18 protein-coding genes and 1 riboswitch are annotated in these 17,532 nt (G+C 59.7%); of the genes, 9 read left to right on the forward strand and 9 right to left on the reverse strand.

All coding sequences use genetic code 11. The features are described 5' to 3' along the window. Positions 1 to 20: 20 nt before the first annotated feature. The 5 genes from KQI11_RS04655 to asd all read right to left on the reverse strand — a co-directional run bounded on the left by KQI11_RS04655 (position 21) and on the right by asd (position 5,040). Positions 21 to 1,409, reverse strand: coding sequence for an MATE family efflux transporter (locus tag KQI11_RS04655; protein WP_185915154.1), 1,389 nt, complete (start codon positions 1,407 to 1,409; stop codon positions 21 to 23). A 356-nt stretch (positions 1,410 to 1,765) separates the two neighbouring features. Then, the gene (locus KQI11_RS04660) at positions 1,766 to 2,218 is read right to left on the reverse strand and encodes an ACT domain-containing protein (protein WP_185915153.1); all 453 of its coding nucleotides are present in this window, start codon (positions 2,216 to 2,218) and stop codon (positions 1,766 to 1,768) included. Between the two features lie 35 nt (positions 2,219 to 2,253). Further along, positions 2,254 to 3,006, reverse strand: a complete 753-nt coding sequence (gene dapB / locus KQI11_RS04665; RefSeq protein ID WP_216401254.1) for a 4-hydroxy-tetrahydrodipicolinate reductase — start codon at positions 3,004 to 3,006, stop codon at positions 2,254 to 2,256. Further along, positions 3,007 to 3,903 (reverse strand): 4-hydroxy-tetrahydrodipicolinate synthase, encoded by an 897-nt coding sequence (gene dapA / locus KQI11_RS04670; RefSeq protein ID WP_059005114.1) that lies wholly within the window; start codon positions 3,901 to 3,903, stop codon positions 3,007 to 3,009. Between the two features lie 57 nt (positions 3,904 to 3,960). Then, entirely contained in the window at positions 3,961 to 5,040 is a 1,080-nt protein-coding gene (asd, locus tag KQI11_RS04675) for an aspartate-semialdehyde dehydrogenase (protein ID WP_216401255.1), read from the reverse strand. 140 nt (positions 5,041 to 5,180) lie between these two features. Next, positions 5,181 to 5,355, reverse strand: a riboswitch (Lysine riboswitch). Positions 5,356 to 5,431: 76 nt separating this feature from the next. Between asd and queA the strand changes: the two genes are divergently transcribed. Then, positions 5,432 to 6,463, forward strand: a complete 1,032-nt coding sequence (gene queA / locus KQI11_RS04680) for a tRNA preQ1(34) S-adenosylmethionine ribosyltransferase-isomerase QueA (protein WP_216401334.1) — start codon at positions 5,432 to 5,434, stop codon at positions 6,461 to 6,463. A gap of 72 nt (positions 6,464 to 6,535) precedes the next feature. Here the strand turns inward: queA and KQI11_RS04685 are convergent, their stop codons facing one another. Next, positions 6,536 to 7,249, reverse strand: coding sequence for an ATP-binding protein (locus KQI11_RS04685; RefSeq protein ID WP_216401256.1), 714 nt, complete (start codon positions 7,247 to 7,249; stop codon positions 6,536 to 6,538). 166 nt (positions 7,250 to 7,415) lie between these two features. Here KQI11_RS04685 and KQI11_RS04690 point away from each other — a divergent pair, with 166 nt between their 5' ends. Continuing rightward, on the forward strand, positions 7,416 to 8,114 hold the full coding sequence (locus KQI11_RS04690) for a Crp/Fnr family transcriptional regulator (RefSeq protein WP_353653913.1): 699 nt from the start codon (positions 7,416 to 7,418) through the stop codon (positions 8,112 to 8,114). Between the two features lie 168 nt (positions 8,115 to 8,282). Here the strand turns inward: KQI11_RS04690 and KQI11_RS04695 are convergent, their stop codons facing one another. Then, positions 8,283 to 9,722 carry an alanine/glycine:cation symporter family protein gene (locus tag KQI11_RS04695; protein WP_286172544.1) on the reverse strand — a complete coding sequence of 480 codons (1,440 nt, stop codon included), beginning with the start codon at positions 9,720 to 9,722 and terminating at the stop codon, positions 8,283 to 8,285. A gap of 228 nt (positions 9,723 to 9,950) precedes the next feature. Between KQI11_RS04695 and tgt the strand changes: the two genes are divergently transcribed. The 6 genes from tgt (at position 9,951) to KQI11_RS04725 (ending at position 14,502) form a co-directional block, all read left to right on the forward strand. Next, positions 9,951 to 11,081, forward strand: coding sequence for a tRNA guanosine(34) transglycosylase Tgt (tgt, locus tag KQI11_RS04700; protein WP_185915147.1), 1,131 nt, complete (start codon positions 9,951 to 9,953; stop codon positions 11,079 to 11,081). Positions 11,082 to 11,184: 103 nt separating this feature from the next. After that, positions 11,185 to 11,529: a preprotein translocase subunit YajC gene (gene yajC / locus KQI11_RS04705; protein ID WP_185915146.1), complete on the forward strand. Its 345-nt coding sequence runs from the start codon at positions 11,185 to 11,187 to the stop codon at positions 11,527 to 11,529. 173 nt (positions 11,530 to 11,702) lie between these two features. Continuing rightward, a complete protein-coding gene (locus tag KQI11_RS04710) occupies positions 11,703 to 12,125 on the forward strand; it encodes a TIGR04086 family membrane protein (RefSeq protein ID WP_216401258.1) in 423 nt (140 codons plus the stop codon). 556 nt (positions 12,126 to 12,681) lie between these two features. Continuing rightward, entirely contained in the window at positions 12,682 to 13,071 is a 390-nt protein-coding gene (locus KQI11_RS04715) for a hypothetical protein (RefSeq protein ID WP_216401259.1), read from the forward strand. A 67-nt stretch (positions 13,072 to 13,138) separates the two neighbouring features. Then, a complete protein-coding gene (locus KQI11_RS04720; RefSeq protein ID WP_216401260.1) occupies positions 13,139 to 14,053 on the forward strand; it encodes a tyrosine-type recombinase/integrase in 915 nt (304 codons plus the stop codon). Further along, positions 14,050 to 14,502 carry an AAA family ATPase gene (locus KQI11_RS04725; protein WP_216401261.1) on the forward strand — a complete coding sequence of 151 codons (453 nt, stop codon included), beginning with the start codon at positions 14,050 to 14,052 and terminating at the stop codon, positions 14,500 to 14,502. Before KQI11_RS04720 ends, KQI11_RS04725 begins: the two co-directional genes overlap by 4 nt. Positions 14,503 to 14,585: 83 nt before the next feature. On the opposite strand, the gene KQI11_RS04730 is transcribed toward KQI11_RS04725, so the two are convergent. After that, the gene (locus KQI11_RS04730; RefSeq protein WP_286172570.1) at positions 14,586 to 15,587 is read right to left on the reverse strand and encodes a tyrosine recombinase XerC; all 1,002 of its coding nucleotides are present in this window, start codon (positions 15,585 to 15,587) and stop codon (positions 14,586 to 14,588) included. A 365-nt stretch (positions 15,588 to 15,952) separates the two neighbouring features. Between KQI11_RS04730 and KQI11_RS04735 the strand changes: the two genes are divergently transcribed. Next, positions 15,953 to 16,096 carry a hypothetical protein gene (locus KQI11_RS04735; RefSeq protein WP_185915141.1) on the forward strand — a complete coding sequence of 48 codons (144 nt, stop codon included), beginning with the start codon at positions 15,953 to 15,955 and terminating at the stop codon, positions 16,094 to 16,096. Here the strand turns inward: KQI11_RS04735 and radA are convergent. After that, positions 16,080 to 17,465, reverse strand: a complete 1,386-nt coding sequence (gene radA, locus KQI11_RS04740) for a DNA repair protein RadA (protein ID WP_216401262.1) — start codon at positions 17,463 to 17,465, stop codon at positions 16,080 to 16,082. The two genes, KQI11_RS04735 and radA, sit on opposite strands and share 17 nt — an antisense overlap. Positions 17,466 to 17,532 lie beyond the last annotated feature (67 nt).

Genomic DNA, 17,532 nt, shown 5'->3' on the forward strand with positions numbered 1-17,532 from the left:
TTTTTGAAAGGTTTTCTTTTTTAGACCTCTAGGGACTCGTCAAATTCCGCTTCGCGCACCACGATGGTCCGCTTCCACTTGTCGGTCTTCCAGCGCCAGAAAGAGGCGAGCACCTCAAAGAGGGCGGCAATGGGGATCGAGTAGTAGACGGCGGCAAAGCCAAAGGGCTTCATCATCACCAGGGCGGCCAGATAGCGGACCACCATCCCTGCAATGGTGATGAACATCACCATATTCATGTCGCCCACCCCTTTGAGGGTGTTTTCATAGACATTTCGCAGCCCGCTCAAGAAGGTGAATGTCACGATAAAGCGCACCATCACCGAGCCGATGTCGATAATTTGCTGCGAACCCTCGCCGCTGATGAACCACGAGACGATGGTGGGTCCCAGTAAAAAGACCACCGCCGACACCGAGACACAGAAGATGAGGGAGAGCAGGTTGCCCATCTTGACGCCTTCCCGCACCCGCTTGATCTTCCCGGCGCCGATGTTCTGGGCCGTAAAAGCGCTCATGGCCACGCCGATGCTCATGGCCGGCATAAAGGTAATGTTGTCCACCTTGTTGGCTGCAGTGTAGGCCGCGATATAGGCGGTGCCGTAGTTGTTGATGATCCCCTGCATCATGATGCCCACCAGGGAGACCGAGCTCATCTGAATGGTGGAGGGGATGGCCAGCTTGAACATCTTCATGGCCATTTCGTTGTTGTAGTAGCGGGCCCATCCGGTCTCGTCTGGCTGTTCCAGGAAGGCGATCTTCTTGTAGAGCACGATCCAGGAGATGACGCAGCAGACGGTCTGACTGAGGATGGTGGCGATAGCCACGCCGGCAACCCCCCAGCCGAAGTTGATGACAAAGACCAAATCCAAGACGATATTCAAGATGGTGCAGATGATCAGGAAGTAGAGCGGGGGCTTGCTGTCGCCCAGGGCGCGGTAGACCGCGGAGAGGGCGAAGTAGAGGAAGTTGAAGGCCAGGCCGCCCATGTAGATGCACAGGTAGATATTGGCCCCATCGATGATGTTGGCCGGGGTGTTGATCATCCGCAGGATGGGCTTGCAGATGAAAATACCCACGATCCCCAGAGCGGTGGCGACCACCCCTTCAAAAATCAAAAAGGTGGTGATGGACTTACGGCAGCGCTTGTGATCGCCTGCGCCGAAGTACTGGCCGATGACCACTCCGCCGCCGGCGGACATGCCGTTGGCAGCCGCGACAAACAAAAAGAAAATGGGGCTGCTTGCCCCAACGGCCGCCAGCGCATCCGCGCCGACCCAGTTGCCGACAATGATCGTGTCGGCGATGTTGTAAAACTGCTGGAAGATGTTTCCCAGCAACATGGGGAGCATGAAGAAGAAGAGCTGCTTCATGATGTGGTCCCCACGCGTCATATCGTTTCTCTGATTCAAATATGGCCCTCCTCTTTTAAAACTCGACATCGTTAATAATGATACAATATTCTTTTACAAAAAGCAAACACATGACAGCCGATTTAAGGGCTATTTAACCAAATTCCACGCTATTTTTGAGGCCAATCTTTTTTCAAATTTTTTATATATTCTGCACAAATATTTATGCAAATTTTGCACAACAAAACGGGCCTCCAAGTTGGAGGCCCGTTTCTATCACGCGATTTCGCCCTTTAGCATCAACTTCGGCCGGGAAGGGATGTCATTGCCACCGCTCTCCCGTCAGACTGTTCTGTTGTGCCGTCTTTTAGACAAGCAAACCGCCTTCTTTGGTACAAAGCAGAGAAAAGAAGGCACTATCCCTCCAGCGCCGCTTTGGCCGCGCTCAGATTTCCAGCGGGCAGCAGCAGGGAGATGTCGGTCTCTGATGTGGTGATCATGGCGATGGAGGCGCCGCTTTGCTTGACCGCGGCGATCACTGCCGCCGCCACGCCGGGACAAAACTGCATCTCCTCCCCCTCGGCCACCAGCTTGGCGTACCCGTCGGAGATGGAGAACTTGATTTCGGGGAAGTCCCTGCGGATGGCCCCCAGCACCTCGACCACCTTGACGTAGTACCGGTTGGAGGTGGTGAAGGAAAAGCTGCAGGTGGCATCCTCAGAGGTGGTAAGGGAGATCATGTCCAGGTTGACGTCCACCTTGGCAATCTCCAAAAAGACCTCTTCCAAAAACTGCGACTGACCGTCGATGTTGCGGAAGGTGACCACCATCTGGTCCTCAACCGCCGCAATACTGGTTACACCAATCATCTTTGCCCATCCTTTCTCTTGCAAGGCATCTCCCTTTACAGGAGGGAGGCCATGTCGTACAGGCCGGGTTTCTGTCCCGCCAAAAAGACCGCTGCGTTGACCGCCCCCACGGCAAATACCTCTTTGGAGGCAGCGCTGTGACGCAAGGTGAGCACCTCGTCGCGCCCGGCAAAAATCACCTCGTGCTCGCCGACGATGGTACCGCCCCGCACCGAGTGGATGCCCAGCTCCTCTTTGCCGCGCTTCTGACGAACGCTGTGGCGGTCATAGACGTACTCGTAACGTCCGTCTGCCACCTCGTTGATGGCGTCAGCAAGCATCAGGGCGGTGCCGCTGGGGGCGTCCACCTTCTGGTTGTGGTGCTTTTCTACGATTTCAATGTCAAACTGTCCCCCCAGCACCTGCACTGCCTTTTTTGCCAGGGCGGAGAGGAGGTTGATGCCCAGGGACATGTTGGCGCTGAAGAAGATGGGCACTTCTTTGGCGCTCTCCCTGATTTCGGACACCTGCTCGGGCGAGAGGCCGGTGGTACAGATCACCGCCGGCACCTTTTTCTCCCGGGCGAAGCGCAAAATTTCTCCCAGCAGGGAGGGGTGGGAGAAATCGACGATCACATCCCCTTCCAGAGGGCACTCCCCGATGGAGCGATAGAGGGGGAAGGGGAGACCCTCCGCCGACTTGGCGATGTCGATTCCCGCTGCGATTCGGCAGTCCTCCCGCTCGGACACGCACTGGCCGACCACCCGGCCCATCTTTCCGAGGGCGCCTGCGAGCAAAATATCGACCATCTATCTGCCCTCCACCAGGCCGTTTTGGGCCAAAATCTCCCGCAGGGCGGCCAACTGACCCTCCGCCATGGAGCAGAGGGGAAGGCGGCATTCGCCCACGCCCAGCCCCATCAGGTTCATGGCGTCCTTCACCGGGATGGGGTTGACGTCCATAAAGAGGGCGTTGATCAGGGGCAGCAGTTTCAGCTGCAGGGCGGCGCTCTCGGCAGTCTTGCCGTCAAAGTAGAGCTGGCAGATCTCGTGGGCCTCCCTGGGCATCACGTTGGAGAGCACCGAGATGACCCCCTTGCCCCCGAGGGAGAGGATGGGAACGATCTGGTCGTCGTTGCCCGAATAGACGTCCAGACAGTCGCCGCAGGCGGCAAACAGCTTGGCGATCTCGGAGATGTTGCCGTTTGCCTCCTTCACCGCCACAATGTTGGGGTGTTTCCCCAGTTCCCGGTAGGTGTCGATTTGAATGCCCACCCCGGTGCGGGAGGGGACGTTGTAGAGGATCACCGGCAGGTCGGTGGCGTCGGCAATGGCGGTAAAGTGCTTGACCAGCCCCCGCTGTGAGGTCTTGTTGTAGTAGGGGGTGACGTGCAGCAGGGCGTCGGCCCCCGCCTCTTTGCTGAGTTTGGACAGCTCCACCGCCACAGCGGTGTCGTTGCTGCCCGCACCGGCCACCACCGGCACCCGGCCGGCCACCTTTTTTACGGTGTAGCGCACCACGTCCATGTGCTCCTCGTGGCTCATGGCGGCGGATTCGCCGGTGGTCCCGCAGGTGACGATGCAGTCGGTGCCGCTCTCGATCTGCCAGTCAATGAGCTCCCCCAGCTTGGGGTAGTTGACCTGGCCGTCCTCCAAAAACGGGGTCACAATGGCCACGCCGGCGCCGGTAAATACAGTTTTCTTCATCGGTGACACTCCTCCCAGTCAAAAAGCGCAAAGGCCGCGCCTCTGCGGCTTTGCCAATCAGTCCAAATAGCCCTTGGCGGCCAACAGCTCCGCCATCAGCACCGCGCCGCCGGCTGCCCCACGCAGGGTGTTGTGGGAGAGGCAGACAAACTTGTAGTCGTACTGGGTGTCCTCCCGCAGGCGGCCGATGGAGACCGCCATCCCGTTTTCCAGGTTGCGGTCCAGCTTGGCCTGGGGGCGGTCGCTCTCTTCAAAATAGTGGAGGAACTGCTTGGGGGCAGAGGGGAGATCCAGCTCCTGCGGCTCCCCGGCAAAGACCGCCCAGCGCGCCTTGATCTCCTCGACGGTGGGCTTTTTGGCAAAGGAGACAAAGACCGCCGCGGTGTGTCCGTCGGACACCGGCACCCGCAGGCACTGGGTGGTGATGGAGGGCCCCTCGGCATTGACGATCTCGCCGCCCTCGACCTTGCCCCAAATCTTCAGGGGCTCCTGCTCGCTCTTCTCCTCCTCGCCGCCGATAAAGGGGATCACGTTATCCACAATGTCGGGGAAGGTCTCAAAGGTCTTGCCCGCACCGGAGATGGCCTGGTAGGTGCAGGCCAGCACCTTGGTGACCCCAAAGTCCATCAGGGGATGGATGGCGGGCACATAGCTCTGCAGCGAGCAGTTGGACTTGACCGCCACAAAGCCCCGCTTGGTGCCCAGGCGGGCCCGCTGCGCCTCGATGACGGCGGCGTGCTCGGGGTTGATTTCCGGCACGATCATCGGCACGTCGGCCACCCCGCGGTGGGCCGAGTTGTTGGAGATGACCGGGCACTCCCGCTTGGCATAGGCCTCTTCCAAGGCCTTGATCTCGTCTTTTTTCATGTTGACGGCGCAGAAGACGAAGTCCACCTGCCCGGTGATCTCGTCGATGTCCTTTTCGGCGTCGAGCACCCGCATCGACTTGACCGACTCGGGCATGGGGGCGCCCATGGCCCAGCGGCTGCCCACCGCCTCCTCATAGGTCTTTCCCGCCGAGCGGGCGGAGGCCGCCAGCACCTTTAGGTGAAACCAGGGGTGCCCCTCCAACAGGGTGATAAAGCGCTGGCCGACCATCCCCGTCGCGCCGACAACCCCCACTTGAAACTCTCTCATCACAATTTCCTCCTTCTCCTCGTGCCTTCTTGATCCCTTCCTACAGAAAAAGAAAAAACCGGTTGAAAACCGGCATAGCATGCAATATAATAGAAAGGTATGGAGCTTCTGCGGCCGCGTCTTTGCGGGCACACAGAGCCAAATCCGATAGCTCTCCACCATGTCACATGATGACAGTCGCAGCCTTGTTCAGGCCTGCGCCCAGGGGCCCCTATGCCAAAGGCGTCCCCTTCGGCGGCGTTGCCTTTCCCACCGGCTTCTGCAGCTTGGCGCCTGGCCGGCGGTACTGATCAAAACCGCACCTCTATCTTTATCTATATTCAGTTGCCCTTATCATAACACCCCCACCCGTATCTGTCAATTTGAAAAGCAAAGGACTGTACTTGCCATGCTGCGAAAAAGCGATTTTTATTACGACCTGCCCGAAGAGCGCATTGCCCAAACCCCCATCTATCCCCGGGACCACTCCCGGCTCATGCAGCTTGACCGCCGCACCGGCGCGATCACCCACCGCCACTTTTACGACATCGTCGACCTGCTCGAGCCCGGCGACGTGCTGGTGGTCAACGACTCCCGGGTCCTGCCCGCCCGCCTCTACGGCCAAAAGTCCGACACCGGGGCCAAGGGCGAGGTGCTGCTGCTCAAACAGCTGGGCCCCGTCACCCGCTGGGAGTGCCTGGTCAAACCCGGCCGCAAGCTGAAGACCGGCGTCCGCCTCACCTTTGGCGAGGGGCTGCTCACCGGCGAGATCACCGAGGTGCGGGACGACGGCAACCGGGTCATCTCCTTTGACTGCAAGGACGAGGACTTCTACAACCTCCTCGACCAAATCGGCCAGATGCCACTGCCCCACTACATCCACGAGGAGCTCGAGGACAGCGAGCGCTACCAGACCGTCTACGCCAGGGAGCGGGGCTCTGCCGCCGCCCCCACCGCCGGCCTCCACTTCACCGACGAGCTGCTGCAGACCCTCCGCGACAAGGGGGTCATCATCGCCTCGGTCACCCTCCACGTGGGACTGGGCACCTTTCGCCCAGTGAAGGAGGAGAATGTGCTCGAGCACAAGATGCACACCGAGCACTACGTCATCCCCCAGGAGACCGTCGACATCATCGAGCGCTGCAAGGCGGAGGGGCACCGGGTCATTTCGGTGGGGACCACCAGCACCCGCACCCTCGAGTCCTGCTACCAGAAAAACGGCAAACTGATGGCCTTTTCTGACGACACCGACATCTTCATCTACCCCGGCTATAAGTTTGGGGTCATCGACGGGCTCATCACCAACTTCCACCTGCCCGAAAGCACCCTCATCATGCTGGTGAGCGCCCTCGCCGGGCGGGAGAATGTGCTGCACGCCTACCGGGTGGCGGTGGAGGAAGAATACCGCTTTTACAGTTTTGGCGACGCCATGTTCATCCTCTGACCCTCTCGCATCAACGCAAAAAGTACGGCCCCCCACCTGTGGGGAGCCGCACTTTTTTATTGGGAAAAGGCATCAGCAGCGGTGCTCAGCCAGCACCTCGCCCTCGGTGGAGATCACCGTCACCCGGCAGGGGATCTCTTTGCCGCAGCGCTCCAGCGCCCGTCTGACCGCCTGTTCTATCCCGCCGCAGCAGGGGACCTCCATCCGCACCACCTGAACGCTGTGGATGTCGTTTCGAACCAGGATCTCGGTGAGCTTTTCCGCGTAGTCCCCCTCGTCCAGCTTGGGGCAGCCGATGAGGGTGATTTTTCCCCGGATAAAGCGTTGGTGAAAATCGCCGTAGGCATAGGCGGTGCAGTCGGCCGCAATCAGCAGGTCCGCCCCGTCAAAGTAGGGGGCGCCCACCGGGGCCAGTTTGATCTGCACCGGCCACTGGGAGAGCTCGCTGCCGCAGGCAACTGCCCTCTCGCGCGCCGGCTCCTTGGGGGTGATGGCCCGCGACTGGCTGCCGGGGCAACCACAGGGGAGGGGGGCTGTCCCCGCCTGTTTGGCCGACTGGGCGGCCTTGACCGCCGCCGCATCATAGGCCGGCGCCTCCCTCTCCTCAAAGGTGATGGCCCCCACTGGGCAGGCCGGCAGACAGTCGCCCAGGCCGTCGCAGTAGTCCTCCCGCAACAGCTCGGCCTTTCCGTCCACCATGCCAATGGCTCCCTCGTGGCAGGCCTCTGCACAGAGGCCGCAGCCCACGCAGGCCTCCCGGTCGATCTTGATGATTTTACGCTTCATATCGCAATTCCTCCCAATTGGTCTGATACACTGTATTTCCTTGCTTTCCTGGGTCCAGTATAGTACAATACAGCTGTTTGTTCTGTTGAAAATTCAACAAATAGATAAAAGCAAATATTTTCCTGCTGTGCGTGGGCGCCAAGCGGGAAGAGAGGGGGATCTACCCGTGCACCATCTGCCAAAACTGCCTCCTTCGCCGCTCTTTTCGGGGATCGAGGCGGGGGAGCTGCCACAGCTCTTGTCCTGTCTCGGCGCGCGCTGGAACAAATTCTCCAAGGGGGCCGTCCTTCTCGACGCTGGGGAGCCGGTCAGCCAAGTCGCCGTCCTCGTCGCCGGACGGGCCCAGGTCCTGCGGGAGGAGTACAGCGGCGAGCGCACCATCCTGGCGGAATTGGGCCCCGGCGACCTCTTCGGCGAGGCATTTGCCTGTGCGCCGGGACCCGCCCAGCTCTCGCCTGTCGCCGTGCTGGCCTGTGGGGAGGGGGCTGTCCTCCGCTTCGATGCGGCGCGACTCTTCTCCGTCGATTCGCCCTGCTCCTTTCACCCCCAGTTGGTGGGGAACATGATGGGCATCCTTGCGGAGAAGAACATCCTCCTCAACCGCAAAATTGGCCATCTCTCCAAGCGCACCACCCGCGAAAAACTCCTCTCCTACCTCTCCGAACAGGCTGCCCTCCAGGGGAGTGAGCACTTTTTGATCCCCTTTGACCAGCAGCAGCTGGCCGACTACCTCTGTGTCGAGCGCAGCGGCCTCTCCGTCGCCCTCAATCGCCTGCGGCGGGAGGGGGTCATCCACTACTGCAAAAATCGCTTTTCCCTCTGCACCCCTTTGGAAGAAGGCGGGCCGGAAAAAGGAGGGTGCTAAAGGGAAGAGCCCCTTTCTCCGCGAGGACAACAAAACAGGGGGCTTTTTTCAAAACGGCAAAAAATGGCGGGCGCCGGAGCAAAAAATGCCACGGCGTCCGCCAACTGTTTTTACAGGGGCAGCACACTCCCCGGAAAACGCCCTTTCCAGCGCCTTTTGTCCGCTTTTCTAGACTTTTCCCGCCGAGCGCTTTTGGGCCCTCAACGCCCGTTTTTCAGCCCTCTGGGGAATCAAGACGCGCTCTTGGTAGTCCCGGCACTCCCGGGCCACCACTCCGCTGAGGGCGAGCAGACAGATCAGGTTGGGGATGGACATCAGCCCGTTCATGGTGTCTGAAAAGTTCCAGACCACCTCCAGCGAGGTGGTGGCCCCCACGAAGGTCACCAGGGAAAAGAGGACCCGGTAGAGGTAGTTGGCCGCGCGGGAGTGCACCAGGTATTCCAGCGACTTCTCCCCGTAGTACTCCCACCCGAGAATGGTGGAGAAGGCAAAGAGGGCGATGCCCACCGTGACGATCATCCCCCCGGCAGACCCGAGGGCGGTGCGAAAGGCGGCAATGGTCAGGTTGACCCCGTCGAGCAACTTGCCGTCGGCCCCCGCCGTCCCCAGCACCCCCGAAGAGGCGATGGCCAGCCCGGTCACCGAACAGACCACCAGGGTGTCAAAAAAGGTGCCGGTCATGTTGATGTAGCCCTGGCGGGAGGGGTGGTCGGTCTTGGCGGCAGCGGCCGCAATGGGAGCCGACCCCAGCCCCGCCTCGTTGGAAAAGACCCCGCGCGCCACCCCCCAGCGCATGGAGGAGAGGACGGTGGCGGTGATGGTGCCGCCCACCCCGCCGGCCACAGCGGTGGGGGAGAAGGCCATCCGCACAATTTCAACCAGCCCCTGGGGCAGGTTGCCGGCGTTGAGGGCGATGACCGCGATGCCGGCCACAAAGTAAAAGACCGCCATCACCGGCACAATGACCCCGCAGACCTTGCCGATGGACTGAATGCCCCCCACCAGCACCACGCCGACCAGTAGGGCCAGAACCAGACCGGTCGCCCAGGTGGGCACCCCAAAGGTCGAGCCCACCGCGTCGGAGATGGAGTTCGCCTGGGTCAGATTGCCGATGCCGAAGGAGGCCAGAACGGCAAACAGCGCAAAGAGAAAGGCGAGCACCGCGCCGACCCAGCGGATGGGGAAGCCGTCGCGCAGGGCGTACATCGGACCGCCCGCCATCTCGCCGCTCTTTGTCTTGACCCGGTATTTTACCGCCAGCACGCTCTCGGCGTACTTGGTAGAGAGGCCGAAAAGGGCGCTGACCCACATCCAGACCAGGGCCCCCGGGCCGCCCAACACCATGGCCGTGGCCACCCCGACGATGTTGCCGGTGCCGATGGTGGCCGCCAGGGCGGTCATCAGCGACTGAAAGGCGGAGATGTCCCCCTCTCCTCCGGCGGCTTTTTTCTCCCGCGAAAAGACCGATTTCAGGGCGTGCCCCAGGTTTCGCCAGGGGAGAAAGCCCAGTCGCAGGGTCAAAAAGACGCCGGTCCCCACCAGGAGCACCAACATCACCGGCCCCCAGACAAAGTCGTTGACCGCCTTGATGATCTCGTTCAGACCCAATCTCCGTCACTCCTCTCGACTGCCCGCCCTGTAACATCCATTTGGCGGGACGCTGTTGCGTTTTATTATAGCAAATCCGCCCCTCCTTGTCGAACCGCCGCCCGAGAGGGGAGGCGGGAAAGGGGGATGAACAGGCGGCAAATTGACTTTTCGCCGCCAAATGTCTATAATAATGGCCTGTATGAACCGGCGCGTCCACCGGGGCGCACCCAGACAAGGAAGTGAACTATGTACACCCTGCTCAAACAGTCCGGCCATGCCCGCCGGGGCGAATTCAAAACGGTGCACGGCACCGTGCAGACCCCTGCCTTTATGAATGTGGGCACGGTGGCGGCCATCAAGGGGGCAGTCAGCTCCTACGACCTGGTGGACCTGCGCACCCAGGTGGAGCTGTGCAACACCTACCACCTCCACCTGCGCCCGGGGGACAAGCTGATCCACGAACTGGGCGGCCTCCACAAATTTATGGGGTGGGAGCGCCCCATCCTCACCGACAGCGGCGGCTTTCAGGTGTTCTCCCTGGCGGGGCTGCGCAAAATCCGGGAGGAGGGGGTCACCTTCGCCTCCCACATCGATGGGCGAAAAATCTTCATGGGCCCGGAGGAGAGCATGCAGATCCAGTCCAATCTGGCCTCCACCATCGCCATGGCCTTTGACGAGTGCATCAAGCTGCCGGCCGAGTACAGCTATGTCAAGCCCTCCTGCGACCGCACCTACCGCTGGCTGGTGCGCTGCAAGGCCGAGATGGCCCGGCTCAACGCCCTGCCCGACCGCAACAACCCCCACCAGATGCTCTTTGGCATCAACCAGGGGGGCACCTACGAGGACCTGCGGATCGAACACGCCAAGAAAATCGCCGCCCTCGACCTGGACGGCTACGCCGTGGGCGGCCTGGCGGTGGGGGAGCCCAAGGAGGAGATGTATTACATCCTCTCGGTGGTGGACGAGTACCTGCCGCAGGACAAGCCCCGCTATCTCATGGGGGTGGGCACCCCCGGCAACATCATCGAGGGGGTCTGGCGGGGGATCGATCTCTTCGACTGCGTCATGCCCAGCCGCAATGCCCGCCACGGCCACCTCTTCACCTGGGAGGGCATTCGCAACATCAACAACCAGAAGTACGAGCGGGACACCCTGCCCATCGACCCCCAGTGCGACTGCCCCACCTGCCGCCGCCACTCCCGCGCCTACATCCGCCACCTCTTCCGCGCCGGCGAAAAGCTGGGCCAGCGGCTGGCGGTGATGCACAACCTCTACTTCTACAACACCCTGATGGAGAAGATCCGCGCCGCCCTGGAAGAGGGGACCTTTGAGGCGTTTCGCGCCCAATATGTCGATTTGCTGGACACCCGCATCTGAGCGGAAGATGTGAACGGCGCGTGAAGATTTGCAAACCGGTTGAAAAACCGGCAAACAGATAGTATAATAAAAATACTGTAATTTTTTTGGAGGGAAACTATCAATGTCGAATTTGTTTTTGCTGGAGGCCGCCGGCGGTACCAATATGCTGATGACCTTCCTGCCCATGATCCTCATCCTGATCATCTTCTACTTCATGCTCATCCGTCCCCAGAGCAAGAAGGACAAGGCCCTGAAGAAGATGCGCGACGAACTGCAGGTTGCAGACGAGATCACCACCATCGGCGGCATCGTCGGCCGCGTCCTCTCCATCAAAGAGGACACTGTTCTCTTTGAGACGGGCAGCGACCGCACCAAACTGCGGGTCAAGAAATGGGCCGTGCAGGAAGTGGAGAAGCTCGCCGACCCCATTGACAACACCGATCCCAAGGAAAAAGAGAAGAAGTAGTGTTTCCGCTCCTTCCGGCCGGCCCCTGCACAAAAAGCAGGGCCGGCCGCTTTTTTTGCCGCAACGTTTCAGGGAAAGAGGAACGCAGGTCCTGTCCGCCCCAGGCGCCGGTATAAAGGGCTGCCCGGACACATAGACTGTACCAAAGTCTAAATAGACGGAGGGAACAGACAATGCGCACAGGGGAGAGAACCGCGGCAAAGGGGCCGGTCAAAACAGAGGGTGGCAGTTTCATCAAACACTGGCTCATCGGCGTCGGCGCTGGGCTTTTGGGTACGGCTCTCACTCTGGCGATTTTCGCCTTCACCATGACCTTACACGATTTTGGCGGCGCCTTTTTTATCGCCGGCACCACTGCCATCTTGGCGTTGGGCGGCTTTTTGGCGGGCTTTGTCGCCGCCCGCATCCGCCAGCAAAACGGAATGGCCATCGGCGCCCTGTCGGGGATGCTGCTGTATCTGCTCTATCTCGGGCTCTCCCTGCTCACCTTTGGGCTTGCCTTTGGCCCCATGGCCATCACCAAACTGGCCATCTGCGTCATCCCCGCCTGTTTGGGCGGCGTGTGGGGGGTCAACTACCGCAAAAAACACCGCTGACACAAAGCGTTTTATTTGAAACCCATTCCCGGATGCGCTGCTCCAGAACAGGGGCCGTGCGTCCGGGATTTTGTGTTGATCCGATTTGAAAAGAGAAGGGCAGGGGAAGGAAGCGCGTATCCACCGCTGGGAGCATTTTGTCCTTGTAATTTCGGCACTTAAGGGGTATAGTAGTTTCCATAATCTCGCAGTTTCCCCCCTCCCACACCTGCCAAAGGGCGGATGCCCCTTCCTGTTCAGCAGGAGACAAGGGAGGGGAGAGCTTGTACTAATCTCCCCCTCTCCCTCATAGACTGTATCGAACAGGAGGGAAAAGAAGATGAGACGTACAAGACATCCGGCTCGGCGGCCTCGCCGAAACAGGCGGGGAAGCGCCGTCAACCCACTGCTGCTGAGCCTGGCGATCACCTTTGTGTTGGGCTGTGTCGCGGGTTCTCTATTGGTGCCCGGCCTGCCCTGGACAGAGGCGAGCGGCGGCGCTACGGCTTGTTCATGGGTTCGGTGCGCCATCAGCAGCCGCTGGCAGGACGTGCTCTCCCAGGGAGTTTTGGCGCCGATGGCCATCCTTTTGGGGCTCTACGGCTGTTCGTTCAGCGGCATTGGCGTGCCCTTTTGCTACCTCTTTTTGGCAGTACAGGGGGTCTCTACCGGGCTCACCGGGGGCTATCTCTATTTTTATCACGGGGTGTCGGGAGCAGTTTTTAACCTCCTCATTCTGCTGATGCCCGCCGTTCTGTGCGCCGGCGCCCTCCTCCTCTTTGCTCGAAACTGCGCAGGGGTCTCCTACCTCGTCTGCAAGGATCTCTTCTGGGGCGAGAAGGAGGAGTTGGGGCAGCCCTTTCACCGTCTCACCCACAGCCTGGGGGTCGCCACCGCTTTGATCGTGGCCTCTGCGGTTCTCAAGCAGCTCAGCTTTTGGGCCTTCTCCTCGTACATACAGGTGTGAGGAAAGACTTTCGGCGGCTGGCGGCCGCTGCTTAAAAACAAGATGAAAAGGGGAGGGGAGGAGCGCAATGTATTCCATCGCTGAACAATTTGCCGCCCATCTCTGCGGCAGGGTCTCCACCGGCACCTCGCGGGCCTACCTGTCCGATGTCAACGGCTTTTTGCAGGCCATCTCCTTTGCCGGCAACACCGACGCCATCACCGACGGCGCTGTCGAGGCCTATTTGGGCGCACTGCGCGAACAGGGGCTCAAGCCGGCCACATTAAACCGCAAGGTCTCCTCCATCAACGCCTTTGTCAAATACCTCAAACAGGCGGAATTGGTGGAGTACAGCCAGGTACAGACCCAGGCGTTGGCCGTGCAAAATTACCTGCGCCCCTTTCCCGAATTCCTCTCCCCAGATGATGTGGACCGCCTTCTGCAGGTCCCCGACCTCTCCACCCCCACCGGGCTGCGGGACCGCGCCATGATGGAGCTGATCTATGCCTCCGGCATTCAGGTCAAAGAGCTGCTGGCCCTGCACCCCTGGCAGATCAACTTTAAAAAGAGCCGCCTTGTGGTGGAGGGGAAGGATGGCGCGCAGCGGAGTGTCCCCCTCTACCCCCAGTGTCTACAGCTGTTACAGCGCTACTGCCGGGAGGTCTTGCCCGCCCTTCCGTCTGACGGAGAGGGCGCCTCACAAGACCTGCTCTTTCGCAATCTGGAAGGCGGCCCCCTCTCCCGGCAGGGGTTTTGCAAACAGGTGCGCAAGTACGCGGCCAAAGCCGGGCTGGGGGAAGGGGCCACGGCCAAGGCCCTGCGGCAGTCCTTTGCCGCCCATCTCCTGCAAAGCGGCGCTCCCATTCAAAGCGTGCAGGCGCTGGTGGGGCACCTCACCCCCCAGTCCACCGCTTTCTACCACAACGCCGTCCGGCATGCGGCCCGCACCTCCTACAAAAAGCACCACCCAAAAGCCAAGTCCGGGGGAGGGAAGAAGCCGTGAAAAAGCAGTTGATCGTCATCAACGGCACCATGGGGGTGGGGAAGACCGCCACCTGTCGATCCCTCAAAAAGATACTGACGCCCAGCGTCTTTCTCGACGGGGACTGGTGCTGGGATATGGAGCCCTTTGTCGTCAGCGACGAAAACAAGGCGATGGTGATGGAAAACATCGCCTTTCTCCTCTGGGAGATTCTCGACGACCTGTTGAACCGATTCGCCGATCTCCCTTTTGACTGCCGGGTGTTCACCCTTGTCTGCACCCCAGAAGTCCTGCAGGCCCGCCTGCAAAGGGACGTGGAGCAGGGACTTCGCACAGCTGACGTCATTCCCCGCAGCCTCCAGCGGCTGCCCCTCTACGAGCAGATGGAGAGCGAAAAGGTCGATGTCAGCCGGGTCAGTGCTCGCGAAGCCGCCGAGGAAATTGCCCGGCAAATCGCCGCGCGCCCTTGAGGGGCCTTTTTCACATTGTCGGACAACGATTTCTCAAAAAGCGCCCTCCTTCCAGAGGTATCTGCACTGGAAGGAGGGCGCTTCTATTTTTGCTCTTTATTGTCGTTTTTTTGGGGCTTTACTTTCGGTGTGGTCTTTCGCTTGGGCGGCTTTACGCCCGAGAGGGGGGACTTGGCAGAGGCCTCCTCCATCTGTTTGTTGGAGACATGGGTGTAGATTTCGGTAGTCGAAACGTGTTCGTGCCCCAAAATCTCACTCAACACTCGTATGTCCACGCCGCCATATTGGTACATCAGCGTGGCCGCCGTGTGTCGCAACTTGTGGGTGGAGAGCCCTTGGTTTGAAAGGCCTGCGTTTTGCAGCGTTCGCTCCACGATCTGCTGTACCCGCCGACGGCTGATCCGGGTGCCCAAACGGGACAGGAACAATGCGTCTCTGTCCTTTATATCGGTCAAATTGCGGCTTCTGACCGGTTTGTAGTTCTCAATTGCGTCCAAACACGCCTGGTTGAGATAGACGAGCCGCTCTTTGTTGCCCTTGCCAGTGATGCGGACAGTGTTGTCGGAGAGATCGCCCAGATCGATTCCCACCAGCTCACTTAAGCGCATGCCACAGTTGAGAAAAAGGGTCAGCATGCAAAAATCCCGCTCGTAGTAGCCGTCGTCCACCACGTGGTTGAGCAGCTCCAAACTCTCTTCAAGGGTGAGATACTTGGGCATACTCTTTTTGATGGCCGGGATTTCCAGGTCTTTGATGGGGTTTTGCTCCAGCAGATTGGCGTTGACTGTCAGGTACTTAAAAAAGGACTTTAAGCAAGAGACTTTTCGCGCCCGCGTCGTCGCGCTGTTGCCGCGCTCTTTGGTGATAAAGTACATGAACTCATACACGTCCGACAGGGTGACACTGCGAATAAAGTCGATGTCTACATCGCCAATGGAGATGTCGTCAAAGGGGACATCGGCGGCGACCAAATCTCTGTGTAGCTTGAGAAAGCGAAAGAAGGTGCGCAGGTCGATAAAGTAGCTGTCGACCGTGCGGGGCGAGCGGCCCTTGATGGTCTCCATATAAAAGAGAAAGTCTCGCATCACTGTGGGCGTCTGCTCGAGAATAGATTTGTCCAGCGGCAAGAAAACACCTCCTTGACTATAGGTTTGATGTGCTAAACCTATGTGAACGAACCTAGGGCGTCAAGACCGCAGAAACGGCCTTAAAAGAAGAAGGGAAAAACCGCATCCCCTGAATTACACTAAATTTTTATTTAGTGCAATTAACTGTTTCTAATATAGCACTTCCCTCTGCAGAAATCAATTGAGAGATTTGGTGTGCTTCGAAACAAAATGAAGTCGCACAACACCTGTCAAGCCAAAGCGGCTCTCCACCGCCTCGGCTTTGAGGATATTCTCCCAATCAACTGGGCAGGATACTTTGTAAATGGGAGGCGATCAAATCCATGAATCTGGTGATTTGCGGAAAAAAATGCAAATTCCAAAAAGACGGCTACTGCAATCTGCCCAATCTGTCACAGATGGGAAACAGTTTGGGAGAAGGCTGTGTTCACTTCACCCCTTTGGAGGAAATCAAAAAGCCGCTTTAAACGCCTCTTGTATGGAGCTTACCCCGACAATCTCAATTCCTTTGATTGGCTGCAGCTGGGCGTGGCGGAGATTCTGTTTGGGTACGATCACCCGCCGAAAGCCCAGGCGCTGCGCCTCGCTGATGCGGGCTTGCAGCTGAGAGACGGAGCGGATCTCCCCTGTCAGCCCCACCTCCCCCACCGCCAGCACATCGCTGGCAATGGGTTGGTCTTTGACGCTGGAATACATGGCGAGGATCACCGCCAGGTCGGCAGCCGGTTCATCCAGGCGAATGCCGCCCACCACGTTGATGTAGACGTCCAGGTTTCCAAAGAAAAAACCGCCTTTTTTCTCCATCACGGCGATGAGGAGGTTGGCCCGGTTGTAATCAAAGCCGGTGGAGACGCGGCGGGGCGCGGCAAAGCCCGACTTGGTGATGAGGGCCTGTACCTCGGCCAGCAAGGGGCGGCTGCCCTCCATATTGCAGGCCACGCAGGTGCCGGAGACCCCTGCCGGCCGGCCGTCGAGGAGCATCATCGAGGGGTTGAGCACCTCTTTAAGGCCCTCCGCCGTCATGTCAAAGACGCCGATTTCATTGGTGGAGCCATACCGGTTTTTGACCGAGCGGAGAATGCGGTGGGAAAAGTGCTTGTCCCCCTCAAAGTACAAGACCGTGTCCACAATGTGCTCCAACACCTTGGGGCCGGCAATCGCCCCGTCCTTGTTGACATGGCCGATGATGAGCACGGGGATCTCCTCCCCCTTGGCAGTCTTCATCAACAGAGAGGTGCACTCCCGCACCTGGGCGACGCTGCCCGGTGAAGACGAGAGCTCGCTCAAGTTCATGGTCTGAATGGAGTCGATCACCACCAAATCGGGACGGGACGAGGCGATTAGGTCGCAGATGGCGTAGATGTCGGTCTCGGCCAACACCTTCAGGTTTTCGCCGTCGACGCCCAGGCGGTTGGCCCGCAGCTTGATTTGGCGGATAGACTCTTCGCCCGAGACGTAGAGCACCTGCAGCTGCCTCGCCAAATAGCCGCAGATCTGGAGCATCAAAGTGGATTTCCCGGCCCCCGGCTCTCCCCCCAGCAAGACCAGGGCCCCCTTGACGATCCCCCCGCCCAGCACCCGGTCGAGTTCGCCGATGCCGGTCAAAAAGCGGGCTTCGCTCTCTTCGCTGACGCGGTTGAGGGCGGTGGGCACCCTGTCGGACTGGCGAGCGCCTGCCTTGGGGGCAACAGCGCCCCCTTTTGCGGCGGCGGGGGCGCGCACCAGGTGCTCCTCCAAGGTGTTCCAGCTGCCGCAGCTGGGGCACTGGCCGCTCCACCGGGGGAAACTCGCCCCGCATTCGCTGCAGGTAAAGGCTATCTTCTCACTCGATTTCATCTGTACCCTCCCAGATCGGACGGGGCTCTCTCCCCTTCTCTCTGTTCCTATTATAAGGGCTCTCTCC

The organism is Acetanaerobacterium sp. MSJ-12 (genome assembly GCF_018917875.1).
GTDB lineage: Bacteria > Bacillota > Clostridia > Oscillospirales > Ruminococcaceae > Bittarella > Bittarella massiliensis.